This is a genomic window from Blautia pseudococcoides (genome assembly GCF_001689125.2).
Classification (GTDB): domain Bacteria; phylum Bacillota; class Clostridia; order Lachnospirales; family Lachnospiraceae; genus Blautia; species Blautia pseudococcoides.
The window spans coordinates 2,893,658-2,909,818 of record NZ_CP015405.2 but is presented as its reverse complement, the minus strand read 5'-3'; the positions used below and the strand labels follow the sequence as shown (position 1 = coordinate 2,909,818).

The following is a 16,161-nucleotide window of genomic DNA, read 5'->3' as shown; positions in this document are numbered from 1 at the left end:
GGACGCCTGGATCTTCGGCGTCCCGTTTTCATTGTTATGGGTTATCCCCAGATTTTTATTTTGTTGTATCCTTCTTTCAGGCCTTCCAAAGGTCCGGCTGCGGGTGTGCCGCAGCGTTTGGTGCCGTTGTAGTCACTGTCCAGAACAATGGATTCACCGTCAGGGCCGTCAAAGGGAGCTTCCGGAATGCGGACCATACCCAGTTTTTCTGTGCAGATGATCTCAGAAGGTATATTAAGCATGTCTTTTTCAAGCTGAATCTCCAGGTAGGTTTCTTCTCCCTCAACGGAGACTTTTACCTGCGGGTCAGCCTGACTTTTAAAGTTATCTTTTTCCTTATCAAATGCCGGGGCATTTTTCAGATAGGCATTGTGATTGATGTAGGCCGGCTGTTTTACCTGTTCAAACATTTCCAGGTCCTCATTACCCATGGAGGCAACGGTCTCCATATATTCCTCCAGGGTGGAGGTGGAGCCGTTGTAGCCTTCGGTTCCGCATAAGGACTGCTCGGTATAGGCATCCGCACTGCCCACAAAAATATTGTTGTACAGACGGTCATCCCCTCCATATACAGGGGTAGTGCCTGCGACCTCTGTGCTGTGCGGGAAATGGTATGGGGTAGAGCGGTTCAGAACATCCTCTCTTCTCATGGTTCCGCAGCACAGGTTATGAACGTAAGCGCCGCCCTGGGCAATGTTGTCAAAGTTATAGGCAGAGGCAAAGATGTTGTTGTCCACCATATAAGGTCCGTGAGTCACCTCAACCATCAGGTCACGGTCATTGTTGTAGAACAGATTTTTGCTGACACGGGTGCCCTGTGCCTGCCAGTCAAGCCAGGTACCAAGGGTGCAGTCATGAATATTATTATTGCGGATCTGTACGTCAATAGCTGCATGGAGCTTGATGCCTGCAATCTCGTAGCCGAAATACTCATGTTTGACAGCGATATTGTAAATATGGTTGTTATAAATTTGGCTGAATACGCAGCCCATATGACCTACAATACCATTCTGTCCGCAGTCATAGATGATATTGCCCCGGATAATGTGAGAACCGATCTTCTCCTTGCTCCAGCCGATTTTCAGAGCGCGGAACACGGCCTCCATCTGGTACTGGTAACCTGGTTTTCTGTGCCTTCTGGTACAGTGGTTATGACCTGTGGATGCCTCTTTGCCAATGCTGATACCGCTGCATTTCGCATCATGGATAATGTTATTTTCCATGATCCAGCCCTTGCTCCAGTTGGCACCCAGAAGACCCGGCTGGTCAGCCGTGGGCGGTGTCCACGGGCAGGCGGCCTGAGCCATCTCAAAGCCCCGCACCGTAATATAATCCATACCTGTTTTCTCAGGGTAGAAACAGCACTTGCGCACATTGATCTCAGCCAGTTCTTTGTTTGGGTCAGCGCCCTGGAAGTTGGCGTAAATGTATGTATTTTCATGGTCAGTCTCAGCGTACCACTGATGAATGGTCCATGCTTTATCCTTGATCGGTTCCGGATGTTTGGTCCACGGCGGATTGTATCCCTCTGTACGGATCTGAGGATTTTTCACCTCATCCAGGGATTTTGCTTCATAGAAAGATTTGCCGTTTAAGTATACGTCACCTGCATGGACGGAATTGTCATCCGGATAGATGAACCAGTCACCCCACAGCGGTTCTTTGTATGGATTATAGTCCCCGAAAAGTGTGTTTGGAACAACGGCTTTCCAGACAGTTCCCTCTATATTTTCCCAGTTCTGAATTCGTTCGGAGCCTTTGATCACCACCTTTTCTCCTTGGGCGGCTTCATATACAATGCGGCTGATATTACTGTAGCCGCTGTGTTCCGGTTTTACCCATTCCCGGTATTCACCCTCATGCACAATGATCTTATCCCCTGTTTCGGCGGTCTTTGCTGCCTTTGATATGGTTCTGAAGGGAGCCTCTTTTGTTCCCTCCCCGTGATCACAGCCTGTGACTGCTACATGGTATTCTCTGTTCATGAATTTTCCTCCTGTTATAAAACTTTTCCTATAACTGTTCGTTACCTTTCTGTTCTATACTTTTCCTGTCTTTAAGTATAGACAATCAAGAGGAGTGGGACAAGACGAATTTTGGGGGATTTTCCTTGAAATTTGTGTCACGGTTGTGTCAAAGGACAGAATGGTGTATAATCAGAAAAACGAACATATTTTCGGAAAAGAGGTGACATGATTGATTCTGAGTGTGAGCCGGAGAACAGATGTGCCGGCATATTATTCGGACTGGTTTTTTGAGCGGATAGAAGCGGGGTATGCCTGTGTGCGCAATCCTATTTCCCACCACCAGGTCAGCCGTATTTCCCTGGCCCCGGAGGTGGTGGACTGCATTGTATTCTGGACAAAGAATCCTGCGCCTATGCTGGAACGGATTTCTTTACTGAAAGAATACATGTATTACTTTCAGTTTACATTGACCGGATACGGAAAAGATGTGGAGCCCGGTCTGCCGGATAAGAAACAGGTTTTGATCCCCGCATTCAGGACACTTGCCGGGAGTCTTGGAGCAGAGCGGGTCATATGGCGGTATGATCCTATTTTTTTCAGTGAACGGTATACGGCTGCTTACCATCTGCGGGCATTTACGCAGATTGCGGATGCATTGGAAGGATATACAAAGCGGGTGGTCATCAGTTTTCTGGATTTCTATCCTAAGATACGAAAGAACCTGGAAAAATTGGGCTGTGAGCCCTTTGAGGAGGAAAGTCTGTGCGCGCTGGCCGGGCTGCTGGCCCAAACCGCCAAAAGCCACGGCATGGAGATCGTGACCTGCGCGGAAAAGGCGGACCTTCAGAAATACGGGACCGCCCACGGGAGCTGTATAGACAAAGAACTGATCCAGCGCCTGTGCGGCTGCGGCCTGGAAGCCGGAAAGGACAAGAACCAGAGAAGCCAATGCGGCTGCATGGAGAGTATTGATATTGGCGCCTATGACACTTGTCCCCATGGATGCCTCTACTGTTATGCCAACCAAAGCGGTGCTGCCGTGGCTGGGGGAAGGAAGAAACATAGGGTAGATTCTCCGATCCTCTGCAGTGAGATACTGCCGGAGGATCGGGTGACGGAGAGAAAGGTGAAATCATTGAAACGGCTGCAGGAGAGTCTGGAATCTTATTTCAGTTGGGATGGAACATAAAGAGGATTGTATTTGCCATTGAGCACGGCGGTACCAGCCATGCTCAATGGCAGCAGGTGTGGAAAAGCTACAGGGGGCCTGCATTTGTGGAGGAGCAGGGGCAGCTGCAAAGTCATACTGCCTCCGCCCCTCCGCAAATACATTAAATACCGTCCAAAAATCCCCTCACAAATTCCAACGCCGCCCCAACCGGCACAGAATCCCTTGCAGTTTCCGATAAAAAGATAAAATCCTCCTCATCCGGAAACGCAGATTTCCCCCATACTTTTTCTTGCAGGATATCCATATCCGCCTTTGTCAGAAAAGGTGCCATATGTCCTCCCAGAATCACATCGCAGTCCATCACCATATGCAGGTTATTCACCGCTGTGGAAAGATGATCCAGATATTCATCAAAACGTCTCTTTTTCTCCGCTTCCCCGTCTCTAAGTCCGGTGAAGAACTCCTCCAATGTCTCCTCCTCATGAATAAGCGCGTTGACAGAGCAGTATGCCTCCATACAGCCTGATTTTCCACAGTAACAGGGCCGTCCTCCTGGGATCAGGGTCATATGTTCCACGGCACCGCCATGGTTCTGTTTTCCCATCACAGTCTGTCCCCCGATGATCACGGCACCACCCAGATGCTTTCCGATGGAGAGATAGATAGCATCCGTCAAATCCCTGCGGTTCCACAGCTCTGTGGCAGCAGCACATTTGGCGTCATGGAGAAACATACAAGGATATTTCAAATGTCTGGAAAGAGCTGTGATCTTAAGCCCCGTGTACCCCAGTGTTTTACCAAAGATAATCTCCTGCCCGTCAGCCGTTGTCAGGCCCTGCACAGCAAATCCGATTCCAAGAACCTGTTCTTCTCCAAATCCGCTGTCCCGGATAAAGTCACTGACAAAGTCTGCCGTCTCCTTATAATAGGCATCGTCATTTCTATAGAGAAGCTTATGTTCCACACATCCACAGATCCAGCCTTTCAGGTCAACTGCCAGAATCCTTACCTGCTTCTTTAATATTTCCACCCCGATCCCAATTCCTGCATGAGGGCAGACGGTGTAGGCAACAGCCCTTCTTCCCACCTGCGATTCAAACTGTCCTCCCTTTTCGATCAGTCCGGCCTCCTCCAGCGCGACCAGATTCTGTGTGACGGTTGGCAGGCTCAAGTGAAGCTGGTTTGCAATTTCCTGCTTGGAAAGCTTTTCCTGCTCGTACAAAAGATTATAAATTAAAGAATAGTTGTTTTTCTTTATATCGGTCAATGTAATATTTTCCATATTCTTTTCATTCCTTTCCTGCAGGCAGGGGGAGATACCCTGCAGCCTTAGATTTATAAAGGATATTTATAAAAAAACTTTCTACAATAGAGTATAACACAAACATCCAATAAACACCGTTGGTAGAAATTCATAAAAATGCAACCCAATATTTGGATAGTTATGCATATTTACGAATTGCCGTCCGGGGATTATTATATAAATAGATTTTACAAAACGATTTCACAAAAATGGATCACAAAACAAATATCACGAAGAAAAGGAGACAAACCATGGGTATTATCGAGAAAATGAGACTGGACGGAAAAGTATCTTTTGTAACAGGAGGTGCCAGAGGTATCGGCAAACAGATCGCGATCGCGCTTGCGGAAGCAGGCAGTGATGTGGCAATCGTGGATGTGGACATTGAGGAAGCGAATAAGACCGCAAAAGTCATTGGGGAGGAAAATGGTGTGAAGACCATTGCCATCCGGACGGATGTGACAAAGCCCGAAGAAGTCAATGCCATGATGGAAGAGATCGTGGGCACATTCGGCAAGCTGGACGCCGCATTCTGTAATGCGGGCATCTGCATGAATATCCCTTGTGAGGAGATGACTTATGAACAGTGGAAAAAAGTCATTGATATTAATTTAAGCGGCGTATTTTTAACAGCACAGGCAGCCGCAAAACAAATGCTGAAACAGGGACACGGCTCTATCATCAACACAGCGTCCATGTCAGCACACATTGTGAATGTACCTCAGCCCCAGTGTTCCTACAATGCGTCGAAGGCGGGCGTGATCCAGCTCACAAAATCCATGGCCATCGAGTTTGCGAAACGCGGTGTGAGGGTAAACTGTATCAGCCCGGGATACATGGGAACAGAGCTGACACTCAATTCCCCAAGCCTGAAACCATTGATCGAACAGTGGAATGCCATGGCGCCTATGGGACGTATGGGACGCCCGGAAGAGCTGCAGTCCATAGCCGTGTATCTGGCGGGAGATACCAGCAGCTTTACCACAGGTTCTGATTTTATTGTGGACGGCGCTTTTACCTGCTTCTGAAAAATTTGTAACTGTTCAGCGGCTTTGCCTTTGGCCATGGGGTGCCGGCTGCCGAAAACTTTCTTACGGTCAGCGCAGTCAATGCGCGGACCTACTGCCAAAGGAAAAACAAAAGTGTTTCAGGTCTCATTGCCGCTTTTCAGGGCTTTTTTGTAAAGGCCGGCATGGGCCTTGCCAGCGCAGTCATCGGCCTGCTTCTGAAAAAGGGCGGCTATGTGGCAAACACTGCCCAGACACCAAAGGCACTTGCATACATTGAGGCCAGCTTTATCTGGATCCCCATGGTGCTCTGTGTATTCATGGAAGGCGTTCCCTGAGCGCGGACAGAGCCGGGGCCAAACAGGTACAGGCATAAGGGAGGGATGTACCTCAGGCAGAAAAAAACGGATATTGTGAGTATCCTATTGACACTCTGCAGAAACCGTCTTAAGATGCGGGAAAGGACAGTGGAAGGAGAAGACAATATGATATTTCAAAATAATAAAAGGGCCTGGATCATCTTTGCCCTGACACTAATACTTACTGTTCCCGCATATTTTATGCTGGGAGAGAATACGGAAATTTTGGTATTTCCCGCCATACAGGCTGCTATCCTGATCCTGGGCAGCAGTGGATCCGTAAAGACTTGGTTTATGAATTATAAGATAAGTGTCATGCACAGTGAGCATCAGTATTATTTTATCCTGTTTCTGGTAGTCTTGCTGATGCTGTTTGCGGGGATTGGATATTTTTATGATCAATATATAGATTTGAGCTCTATACGTGTATCCTGTTATTAACAGGAAGTTAAGTATCTTATAAGTATAGGTAGATATTCGATATCTGTTACGTTATAATGAGCCTTAGGAAAAGTCATGCCGCGCGTGGGCAAAACATCTGGCGGCAGTCATGGATGCAGTTGGAGATATAATGAGATCAGACGTAAGATAGGAGCGTGAGGGTGACGGATAGGTGATCTTCGTCCTGGGAAAATGAATGAGGAGAAACTTCAGGATTTGCCGGAACCTGTGAGCTGTGAGATTATGGAGGCTGCGGAGATTCTGGCGATTCCCGGAAAGCAGCTTTTGTCTTTGATGGAAACAGATGCCAGACTCCTGCATTTTCTTTTTTTCTCCCAGTCTCATAAGGTCCGGAGACTGTACCGTCAGCTAAAGAATACCACCAATGCCACAAGAGGGAAAAGATGGCAGCCAAACTGTGGAAGCTGGCACGTGATGACGGGAAAAGGAGGAGGGAGGTGTCCGTATCTGCCTGAAACCCACCGTGACCCAGATCGCGGATATGCTGGGAACAAAAAGGGAGACAGCTTCCCGCCAGCTCAAAGTTCTGGTGGAACATTTCTTGTCCGCTATGATAAGAATACTTTTGTGATACCGGAACCGGATGCTTTAAACCGGTACTTTAAAGAATAAGCAGTTAGGAACATTATCCAGAACCGTGATTTATGTCACGGTTTTTTTACGTGTATGGCGTTATCCTTTTTATGAAGAAAGCATGGAGGACATTCTCCCACCTCTGCAGGCGGAGAGATAGCATCACCAAAAACAAGAGTAACGGCAGCGGCGGGCGACTGCTTCGCTTCCTTATGATGTTTATGAAAACAGAGGCAAAGTAAATCCATTTTCTTATTGTTTGCTATTTCTGCTATTTATGATATAATACATAAATATGTATGTGAACAAATCAGGAATACTTGTTTTGGTACAGATATTTTGGAATATAAGAGGATTATTTGGTTGAAGGAGAAAGACATGGAATGTCAAAGAAATACGGACCCTGCAGGAAACATAGCTGAGGGGAACATGCCATCCGGTGAGTGCAGCAGGCTGTCAAGCTCCGTGGGAGAGGGAACCTGCAATTCGGATAGAAAATCAGATTATTTTAAATGGATGATGGATGAATATGTGGGAAATGTCTATCTGGCTGATCTGGAGACATATGAACTTCTGTATTTGAATTCGTCTTCCTGTGAAACCCTGGGCAGGCCATTTGAGCAGGTGGCAGGCCGCAAATGCTATGAGGTAATACAGGGCAGGACCAGTCCTTGTCCCTTCTGTACCAACCATCTTTTGACAGAAGATGAATTTTATGAATGGGAATTTTATAATCCCGTGCTGGACCGCATATTTCTGATCAAGGACCGTATTGTCTACTGGGAAGGCCACAGGGCACGTCTGGAGTTGTCCCACGATAACCACAGCATGGAATACAACATGGCAAAAAAGGACAGGGAAAAAGAAGCCATCATCCGGACGATCCCCGGCGGATTTGCCAGGGTGGATGCCAGGGATATGCGGACGATTCTATGGTATGGAGGCGGTTTTCTGCAGGTGATCGGCTATACCAAATCGCAGTTTGAAACAGAACTGCATTCCCGCTGTGATTATGTACACCCGGATGATCTGGAGCGGACTGTAAAGATCATGGAGAACTCCAAAGAAAATGGCGGAGATACAAGTATCGAAGCCCGCATTATCACACGCAGCGGCAGAATTAAAATCCTCACCATGACGTTCAGCTATGTAAGCGCTGAGGAGAGCTGGGATGGTATTCCGTCCTTTTACAGTGTGGGGATTGATATGACCAATGACCGGGAGGAACAGCAGAGACAGCGCATCGCCCTGGAAGAAGCCTGCCAGGCTGCCAGGATAGCCAATCAGGCGAAGACAAACTTCCTTTCCTCCATGTCACATGATATCCGGACACCCATGAACGCTATTATGGGAATGGCGGCAATTGCTCAGGCCAATATAAATTCACCGGAAAAGATACGGGATTGTCTCAACAAAATCGGCACATCAAGCCGTCATTTGCTCAGTCTGATCAATGAAGTCCTTGATATGTCAAAGATTGAAAGCGGGAGAATTGATCTGATGCCGGAAAAGGTCAATCTGCCGGAGCTGGTTCAGAATATAACGGACATGTGCCGCCCTCTGGTGACAGAAAAACAGCAGGAATTCCAAATCAGCATCGGTCAGGTACGGCATGAGAATGTCATTGCTGACGGTGACCGGCTGCAGCAGATCCTTATGAATCTTTTGTCCAATGCAATCAAGTATACCCCTGAAAAAGGAAGGATCATACTTCGCATCAATGAACTGCACGCACCGTCTCCCGGGAAAAGCCAGTACGAATTTATCTGTATCGACAATGGAATTGGGATAGCCGATGATTTCATTCCCCGGATATTTGAACCATTCACCAGAGCAGAGGATTCCCGTATCAGTAAACTGCAGGGCACAGGCCTGGGTATGACCATTACGGAGAATATTGTCAGGATGATGAACGGTTCCATCAATGTGCAGAGCGAGCTGGGTAAGGGCAGTAAATTTACCGTATCCGTTCCCCTTGAACTCTGTCTGGAAAAAGAGGAATACAGTGAGGAACTTGCCGGTTTGCCGGTACTGGTCGTGGATGATGATAAGATCACCTGTGAAAGTGCAGCGGCACTGCTCAATGAATTGGGAATGCGGGGGTATTGGGTATTATCTGGTAAGGAGGCTGTCCGGCGGATTGTAGAAGCCCATGAAGAGAAGGATGATTTTTTTGCTGTTGTGCTGGATTGGAAGATGCCGGAGATGGATGGTCTGGAGACAGTGAAAGCCATCCGCAGAGAACTGGGCAGCGATGTGCCCATTATCATTGTTTCCGCTTATGACTATTCGGAAATCGAGGAGGAATTTCTGCAGGCAGGAGCAGATGCGTTTATCACAAAACCTCTGTTTAAGTCCAAAATGCTGCAGGTACTCTATATATTTATATCTTCAGACCTGGGTGAGACGGTAGAATCAAGGGATGAGAATATACATACGCGGACAGACTGCAAAAAAATCCTGCTGGCAGAGGACAATGACATGAACCGTGAGATTGCGGTGGAGCTGCTCCAGATGCAGAATTTCGTTGTAGACGCAGTGGAGAACGGACAGCGTGCGCGTGAAGTGTTTGAAGCATCCGCAGTGGGCGAGTATGATGCCATTTTGATGGATATCCAGATGCCGGTCATGAATGGCTATGACGCCACTTCTGCCATTCGTTCTTCAAACCGCTGTGATGCGGGGACTGTGCCCATTATAGCGCTGACAGCAGACGCTTTTACCGCTGACGTGGCAAAAGCCAGGGATAAAGGCATGAATGATCATATTGCGAAGCCCATTGAGCTTAAGCGGCTGCTGGATGTTCTAAACAGATGGTTGCAATAAAAGTGGTGCGTGATCTTGCAGGAAAATGGAATAAGAAATGCAAAAATCAGGTATCAGACGATACCTGATTTTTGCGTGTCTCCTGTCCGTATAAAGTTAGCATACATCGGAGATAAAGCCCAGTGTACTGTCCGCGGCTGTGCCGCTGATGACATAGCGGGCAGTATTCTGGCAGGCTTCCGAGTAAACAAAAATCTGATGGGCCTCCCGGTCCGGTCCCTGGGGGACTTCCGCATAAAAAGTGATACAGGAACCTTCCGGGATCCCATGATCCTTCAGACTGATGGTTGCGGAAGCTCCGGTTGAGAGCATGGTGTGCCCCTTCTCATAAATCCGGCAGCCCCGGCAGTCCACATAGACAAAGCCTGGACGCACAATAAAATTTCCCTGGTTTTTTAAATGAATATGGCTGATCTCCTTCATGTAAAGACTCCTTTTCACAGAATATCCTCTATAGACACTCTATGCGGAAATCCTTGAAATCAGTATGCTTACTTGAAAGCAACTTCCAGGCGCACCGGCTGGTGGTCTGTGTATTCAAATCCCACATCAATGACATTTACATTTCTCACCGCCAGGTTGTCGGATACAAGGAAGCCGTCGATGACATACACTTGAGAGGTATCGTATGACCCGGTATAAGGGGCGTTCAGCAGACGGCAGGTGGGGAAGGAATCATCTATGGCAAAGGAAAAATGTTCGGGGAGGTCGCTTTCCCCGATCACACCGGGAACCCAGTCTTCCTTATTGGTGACAGGATATTTGTCTATGCCCTCAAAGGTCTGGTTGAAATCTCCCCCTGCAATGACATAATTTCCTTTTTCATATTCCCGGGCCAGCACATCCGCAAGCATTTTGCTCTGGGCTATTTTGCCCTCTCCGCTGTCATAAGCCTCCAGATGGAAATTGATGAGCACCAGTTCTTTGGAGGAATCCTTCAGAGGAAATCTGGTAACCAGAAGACAGCGTTTCAGATTACAGGTTTTCACCGGCCAGGAGAAGGACTCCGGCAGGGAAAGTCTGACAGCATCTGTCACATAGTTGTCCGTCAGAGTGACCAGGCCGCTTTCTACATGACCCATAGGAGGGATCGGGTAGGGAACAAAATCACATTTGAAATTATAGGCGAAGAAACTGGTTTTGTTCAGAGCCTCGCTGTAGACGCTGCGTTGATCTATGCTGTAGGAGCGGGTGGAATTGATGTCAACCTCCTGTAAGAAATACACGTCAGAGGGATTGTCCTGAAGGATTTTCGTGATACCGTCCAGGTTGTCTTCCACCAGGGATTTGGAGCCGGGTTTGACCTTGCTCCCGCCGTCCATGAAAAAATCCTCATCTTTACTCAGTGATGCATAACCGGTGTTGTAGCTCATGACGGAAAAAGGACGGCTAAGTGAGAGCAGTTCACCGTCTTTGTAATTCCCCTCCACGGTTTCCTCTGCCTTTGGGCGGTATTCCCTAACAGTAAGGTAAACCACAAGAAGCAGTAAAATACCAATGAGAACCAGTAAAAGGATACCAATGCCTTTGAAAACGGTTTTTGCTTTTTCCATGATCTTCCTCCTCCTTTGCTATAGTTTCATTATAATGGACTGCAAGGGAAACTGTAAAGGAGTTTCTTTAATTCAAATTGACGGGGCATCCGCGCTCCTATATAATATATAGAAAGGACACGGAGTCGGCAATCAGGAAGAAGGAATGTCATGCAGAAAAAAAAGAGGTGGATCACAGTCGGAATCCTCATACTGGCCATTGGGTTCATAATAGGGGCATCTTTCTTCTATGCTGTATATATTTATGACATTCTGGAAAATGAAACGAATGCTTATGCCCAGGAGCTTGCGCAGCAGAGTATAAAGCTGATCAATGAGCGGGTAAACAATGATTATCTGTATCTGGAGGGGATCGCGGATTCTATCGGCGGACAGAAAACATTGGTCTATTCAGAGCGGGTTTTGGATATCCTGGAGCAGAAATCCCAAATAACTCGTTTTACAAAGCTTGCTGTGGTGGATTTGGACGGCAATATGTATTACAACGGCATGGAGCAGCAAAGGAATGTAAAAGACAGGGATTATTTCAAAAAGGCCATGCAGGGGGAAAGCTCCGTGGAGAGCCTGGTTGGAACCGACAGCAGCAGAAGAATGATGGTCATCAGTGTACCGATATACCGGGAAAGGGAAATCAAAGGGGTCTTGCTGGGGCAGTATACCATGGACCAGCTGGAATATTTGATGTCTATTCGATACTTCAATGGAGAAGGATACAACTATATTACGGATTCCTCCGGAGAAATATTAGTGCGCACAGAGCAGGGGGACGCCAAAGAGAATGTGCTGGAAGACCTGGAGAAGGTGATCAGCAAAGAATTCACCAGGCAGGATCTGCAGGATTTGGCAGAGCATATGAAAAAGAAAGACAATGGATCTATTCGTTACCAAAAAAAGGGTGAGGAATATACATTAGAGTATACGGCTGTGGGGATCAATGACTGGTATCTGCTTCTGGTGATCCCCTGTAATGTGGTGGATGCCAAGACAAGGGACGTTATTGACGGCACGGCACTGTACTGTGTTTCCGTTCTGCTGGTGCTGGGTCTGATGGTTTTTGTCATGCTGAACAGCCGCCGTATGACCCATAATAAAATAAAGCAGGCATATGAGAATATCCGTTCTATTTACCGGACTGTGCCCAGTGCCATTGTCCGTTTCCGCCTGGATGAGAATCTGCCGATCTTGGATTCCAATGACGGATTTTACCAGTTTATGGAATGCTCTGCCAGCGAGTATCAGGAGAAATACGGAAGCTTTCTTTGGCCGGTCTTGGAGAGCGGAGACCGTGAGTGGTTTCAGAATCTCAAAGAGGGGCTGGTGTCCAGGGAGTTCTTGATCCGATGCGGAAATAAGCAGAGCAAATGGTCTTACGGAAATTTTGATGTGCAGAGACAGGAAGGGTATCTGGTTGTTCAGTGCGCCTTTATAGATATCAGCCGCCAGAAACAGCAGCTTTCAGAGGCTGTGAAAAGTGCCTTCAGTGATTCCCTGACCGGTTTAAAGAACAAGAGGGCACTGGAGCGGGAGATGGATACGGTCATTGAGGAGAGCGGCAATGCAGGGGCTTTTCTGATTTTGGATCTGGATAATTTCAAGAATGTGAATGATACCTGCGGCCATCCCCAGGGTGACCGGGTTCTGCAGTTATTTGCAGCTTGTATGAAGAACACCTTCCGGGGAGATGATTTTACGGGACGTATGGGCGGCGATGAGTTTGTGGTGTTTATGAGGAATGTGAATGAACGGCAGAAAATTTCCAGAAAGACGGAGCAGCTTATGGAAAATTTCCAGAGCAGCCTGCCGGAGGAGTTCAAGGGATGCAGCCTGTCGGTCAGCATAGGGATCGCTGTGGCGCCTGATGACGGAACTACATTCCCGGTGCTTTACCGAAAGTCAGATAAGGCACTTTATGAGGCGAAAAAGCACGGGAAAGACCAAGTTTGTTTTTATGAAGAATAAGAGGTATGGGAACCGTCCACACAGGGGCTGTTCCCATACCTTATTATATTTCGTGCAAAAATTCATCTATATAATAGAGGGCCGCCCCCACGGGAGGTGCAAGCTGTCCGTGGGTACTCAGAAAAATAAAATCCTTCTGCTGTTTATATGGGGAGGCGTCTGTGATCAAATGTGTGAGCCGTTCCAAATCTTCCGGAAGAAAGTAGGGAGCCAGATATCCGCTTATAATCACATAGCAGTCCAGCACCACATTCAGGTTACATATGGCAAACGCCAGGTGCCGCAGGTAATCCTCCCAGATTTTTATGAAGGCGGGGGTTCCGAGCCGGAGCTGTCCGAAGAAAGCGGGAATGCCGGTCCCTGCCGCCCGTTCCAGACTGTCCGCGGAACAGTAGGTTTCCAGACAGCCCCGTTCCCCGCAGTAGCAGAGCGGGCCGTCAGGATTGATACACATATGCTCTATGGAACCGCTGTGCATGCCAAGGCCGTTATGTACTTTTCCATCCAAAATGACAGCTCCGCCCAGATTCTGGTTCAGCAGGACAACTATGGAATCCCGAAACTTTTCCTGATGCCAGGTTTCCAAATAACCTGCTGCTTTGGAGTCGTGTTCCAGGCGGCAGGGATAGGGAATATGGCGGGCGAAATCCGAAAGCTTCATACCAGTGTGATCCAGCACCCTGCCATAGCTTACAGAGGTACCGTCAGTGGAGATCAGGCCCTGCATTGCGATCGCTGCCCCCAGGATCTGTTGCCGGGGCAGCCTGTATTTTTCTGTGAAGGCATTTACCTTTTGCCCTACTTTTTCACAGTATGCATCTGAGACATGAAAATGGAGGGGGTAAGATTCCTGTTCCAGAATGCGGCCGTATAAATCCACAGCGGCAATATGCAGCGTTTTTCTGAGTATCTCAATGCCGAGAGATATTCTGGCCCTGGGCAGAATGCGGATGGACTGGGCCTTTCTGCCGCCTGTGGATTCAAAATAACCGTTCCGTTCAATTAAGCCTTCCTCCTCCAGAAGCTTCAGATTCTGTGTCACAGTGTTCATACCCATCTGCAGGGCAGAGGCGATCCCCTGCTTGGAGATGGCGCGGCTGTCATATATGAGATGGTATACTTTGCTCTTATTTATCTTTTTGATTTCCATTGTGGTCATGCCGGTTGTCATCATGAATTTCCTCCTGGGATATTGCCGTTTGTATCGGTTCCGTATCTCACTGGTTACTGCTGCTGTTTCTATTTTAGTATGGAGAAAAGAAAAAGACAATTCCCAATCAAAAGTTATAGCAGAATGAATAAAAGCTTGTGCCTAAAATTGGTATTATTGTCAATTGTAATTTGTTGTACCTTGCTATATAGTGAACTTATGCGTAATACATAACTATAAGTTTGAGGGAAAAGTAAAAGTTAGTTTTGATTCAGGAGGAGTCGGATATGAGAAGTGCAGTATTTTACGGAAAACATGATCTGAGAGTGGAAGAACATGAGATGCCTGCTGTGGGACCTCATGATGTGTTGATTCAGGTTAAGGCATGCGGTGTGTGCGGAACTGATGTTCATATTTATGAGGGAGATAAAGGAGCAGCGGAAGTGACACCGCCTACGATCCTGGGACATGAATTTTCCGGTGTTATCCAGGAGGTGGGAAGCCAGGTGAAGAATTACAAAGCAGGGGACAGGGTGTGTATTGATCCAAACTGCTACTGCGGAGCCTGTGACCCATGCAGAAACGGAGTTGCCCATTACTGTGAAAATATGATCGGTTATGGAACGACAGTGGATGGCGGATTTGCGGAATATTGTGCGGTGGATGAACGTCAGGTATATCTGCTGGGCGGGAACACCACTTTTGAGCAGGGCGCAATGGCAGAACCGGTGGCCTGCTGTCTCCATGGTATTGACATGTGCGAAATCCAGCCCGGACACCAGGTGGTGGTGATCGGGGGCGGTATGATAGGGCTTTTGATGCTTCAGCTTGCAAAGCTGGCAGGGGCCGCTAAGGTGGCCTTGCTGGAACCGGTGGAGAACAAGAGGGAAGTGGGAAGAAAGCTTGGGGCAGATGTATGTATTGACCCGCTGAAGGAAGATATTAAGGGACGCCTGGCGGAATGCGGGATGAGCTGGGTAAATGTGGTGATCGAATGTGTGGGTCGTCCGTCTACTATTGAGCAGGCAATTGATATTGCGGGGAATAAGGCGGTTGTGATGATGTTTGGGCTGACAAAACCGGATGAAGAGATTGCTGTGAAGCCGTTTCAGATCTTTCAGAAGGAGTTGGTGCTGAAGGCTTCTTATATTAATCCTTATACACAGAGGCGGGCGCTGGATCTGATCAATTCGGGGAGACTGGATGTGAGCAGTATGGTTTATGCGGTTTGCGGACTGGAGGAATTGGAGGATGTTTTGGGGAGGCCTGAGGTGCGGGCGAATGGGAAGTATGTGATCGATCCGGGGAAATAGGGGATGTGGACGTAGGGATTTAGATAAGTGGGGGTAGATAAGCGGATTTAGATGAAGGGATTTAAAGAAACGGATTCGGGGGAGAGGCTGTCGGGCGGAACACGGTTGTGTGAGGTTGGGCAGCTTCTTTTTTGGTGTTTTGGCTGGGAGGGACGGGATGAGGGGAGGTGCCGGGAGGGGCGGCGGGGTGTATATCTGTGGCCGCTCGACGTTCCAGAACCTGTGAGCTAGCCAATAACTACGACTAAGACGTTCGCCAGCGGGCTCACGCCTAAGTCTGCGTAATTGGCGGATCTCACAGAACCTTCCACTTAACCTCGCTGCCACAGATATACACCCCTCCGCCCCTCCCGGCACCTCCCCTCATCCCTGGTGTTCTCAGGCGGTTGGGATTGAGACGGTTGGGATTGAGACGGATGGGATTGAGACGGAATGAGATTAAGACGGATGGAATCGAGGCGGAATGGAAATAGAGGCGTAATAGAATCGAGGCGTAATGGAAATTGAAGTGGAGTGGA

General features: G+C 48.0%; 13 protein-coding genes. 8 read left to right on the top strand and 5 right to left on the bottom strand.

Annotated elements, in window-relative coordinates:
• Window positions 1–41: 41 nt before the first annotated feature.
• Window positions 42–1,985, bottom strand: coding sequence for a right-handed parallel beta-helix repeat-containing protein (locus tag A4V09_RS13895; RefSeq protein ID WP_065542882.1), 1,944 nt, complete (start codon window positions 1,983–1,985; stop codon window positions 42–44).
• Window positions 1,986–2,196: 211 nt separating this feature from the next.
• On the opposite strand from A4V09_RS13895, the gene A4V09_RS13890 reads away from it, so the two are divergent.
• The gene (locus tag A4V09_RS13890) at window positions 2,197–3,156 is read left to right on the top strand and encodes a DUF1848 domain-containing protein (protein ID WP_065542881.1); all 960 of its coding nucleotides are present in this window, start codon (window positions 2,197–2,199) and stop codon (window positions 3,154–3,156) included.
• A 142-nt stretch (window positions 3,157–3,298) separates the two neighbouring features.
• Here the strand turns inward: A4V09_RS13890 and A4V09_RS13885 are convergent, their stop codons facing one another.
• On the bottom strand, window positions 3,299–4,420 hold the full coding sequence (locus A4V09_RS13885) for an ROK family transcriptional regulator (protein WP_065542880.1): 1,122 nt from the start codon (window positions 4,418–4,420) through the stop codon (window positions 3,299–3,301).
• A 272-nt stretch (window positions 4,421–4,692) separates the two neighbouring features.
• On the opposite strand from A4V09_RS13885, the gene A4V09_RS13880 reads away from it, so the two are divergent.
• The 5 genes from A4V09_RS13880 (at window position 4,693) to A4V09_RS13860 (ending at window position 9,668) form a co-directional block, all read left to right on the top strand.
• A complete protein-coding gene (locus A4V09_RS13880) occupies window positions 4,693–5,469 on the top strand; it encodes an SDR family oxidoreductase (RefSeq protein ID WP_065542879.1) in 777 nt (258 codons plus the stop codon).
• 41 nt (window positions 5,470–5,510) lie between these two features.
• Complete coding sequence (locus tag A4V09_RS13875) at window positions 5,511–5,786, top strand: MFS transporter (protein ID WP_065542878.1); 276 nt, start codon at window positions 5,511–5,513, stop codon at window positions 5,784–5,786.
• A gap of 147 nt (window positions 5,787–5,933) precedes the next feature.
• The gene (locus A4V09_RS13870) at window positions 5,934–6,248 is read left to right on the top strand and encodes a hypothetical protein (protein ID WP_157123505.1); all 315 of its coding nucleotides are present in this window, start codon (window positions 5,934–5,936) and stop codon (window positions 6,246–6,248) included.
• A 192-nt stretch (window positions 6,249–6,440) separates the two neighbouring features.
• Window positions 6,441–6,881 (top strand): cyclic nucleotide-binding domain-containing protein, encoded by a 441-nt coding sequence (locus A4V09_RS27005; RefSeq protein ID WP_065542876.1) that lies wholly within the window; start codon window positions 6,441–6,443, stop codon window positions 6,879–6,881.
• A gap of 339 nt (window positions 6,882–7,220) precedes the next feature.
• On the top strand, window positions 7,221–9,668 hold the full coding sequence (locus A4V09_RS13860; protein WP_084043594.1) for a hybrid sensor histidine kinase/response regulator: 2,448 nt from the start codon (window positions 7,221–7,223) through the stop codon (window positions 9,666–9,668).
• A gap of 96 nt (window positions 9,669–9,764) precedes the next feature.
• On the opposite strand, the gene A4V09_RS13855 is transcribed toward A4V09_RS13860, so the two are convergent.
• Together A4V09_RS13855 and A4V09_RS13850 are read right to left on the bottom strand one after the other, a co-directional pair.
• Complete coding sequence (locus A4V09_RS13855; RefSeq protein WP_065542875.1) at window positions 9,765–10,091, bottom strand: hypothetical protein; 327 nt, start codon at window positions 10,089–10,091, stop codon at window positions 9,765–9,767.
• A 68-nt stretch (window positions 10,092–10,159) separates the two neighbouring features.
• Entirely contained in the window at window positions 10,160–11,221 is a 1,062-nt protein-coding gene (locus A4V09_RS13850; protein ID WP_065542874.1) for an endonuclease/exonuclease/phosphatase family protein, read from the bottom strand.
• A 150-nt stretch (window positions 11,222–11,371) separates the two neighbouring features.
• Between A4V09_RS13850 and A4V09_RS13845 the strand changes: the two genes are divergently transcribed.
• Entirely contained in the window at window positions 11,372–13,180 is a 1,809-nt protein-coding gene (locus A4V09_RS13845; protein WP_065542873.1) for a sensor domain-containing diguanylate cyclase, read from the top strand.
• Window positions 13,181–13,223: 43 nt separating this feature from the next.
• Here the strand turns inward: A4V09_RS13845 and A4V09_RS13840 are convergent, their stop codons facing one another.
• A complete protein-coding gene (locus A4V09_RS13840) occupies window positions 13,224–14,354 on the bottom strand; it encodes an ROK family transcriptional regulator (protein ID WP_065542872.1) in 1,131 nt (376 codons plus the stop codon).
• Window positions 14,355–14,617: 263 nt separating this feature from the next.
• Between A4V09_RS13840 and A4V09_RS13835 the strand changes: the two genes are divergently transcribed.
• Window positions 14,618–15,643 carry a zinc-dependent alcohol dehydrogenase family protein gene (locus A4V09_RS13835; protein ID WP_065542871.1) on the top strand — a complete coding sequence of 342 codons (1,026 nt, stop codon included), beginning with the start codon at window positions 14,618–14,620 and terminating at the stop codon, window positions 15,641–15,643.
• Window positions 15,644–16,161: the final 518 nt, after the last annotated feature.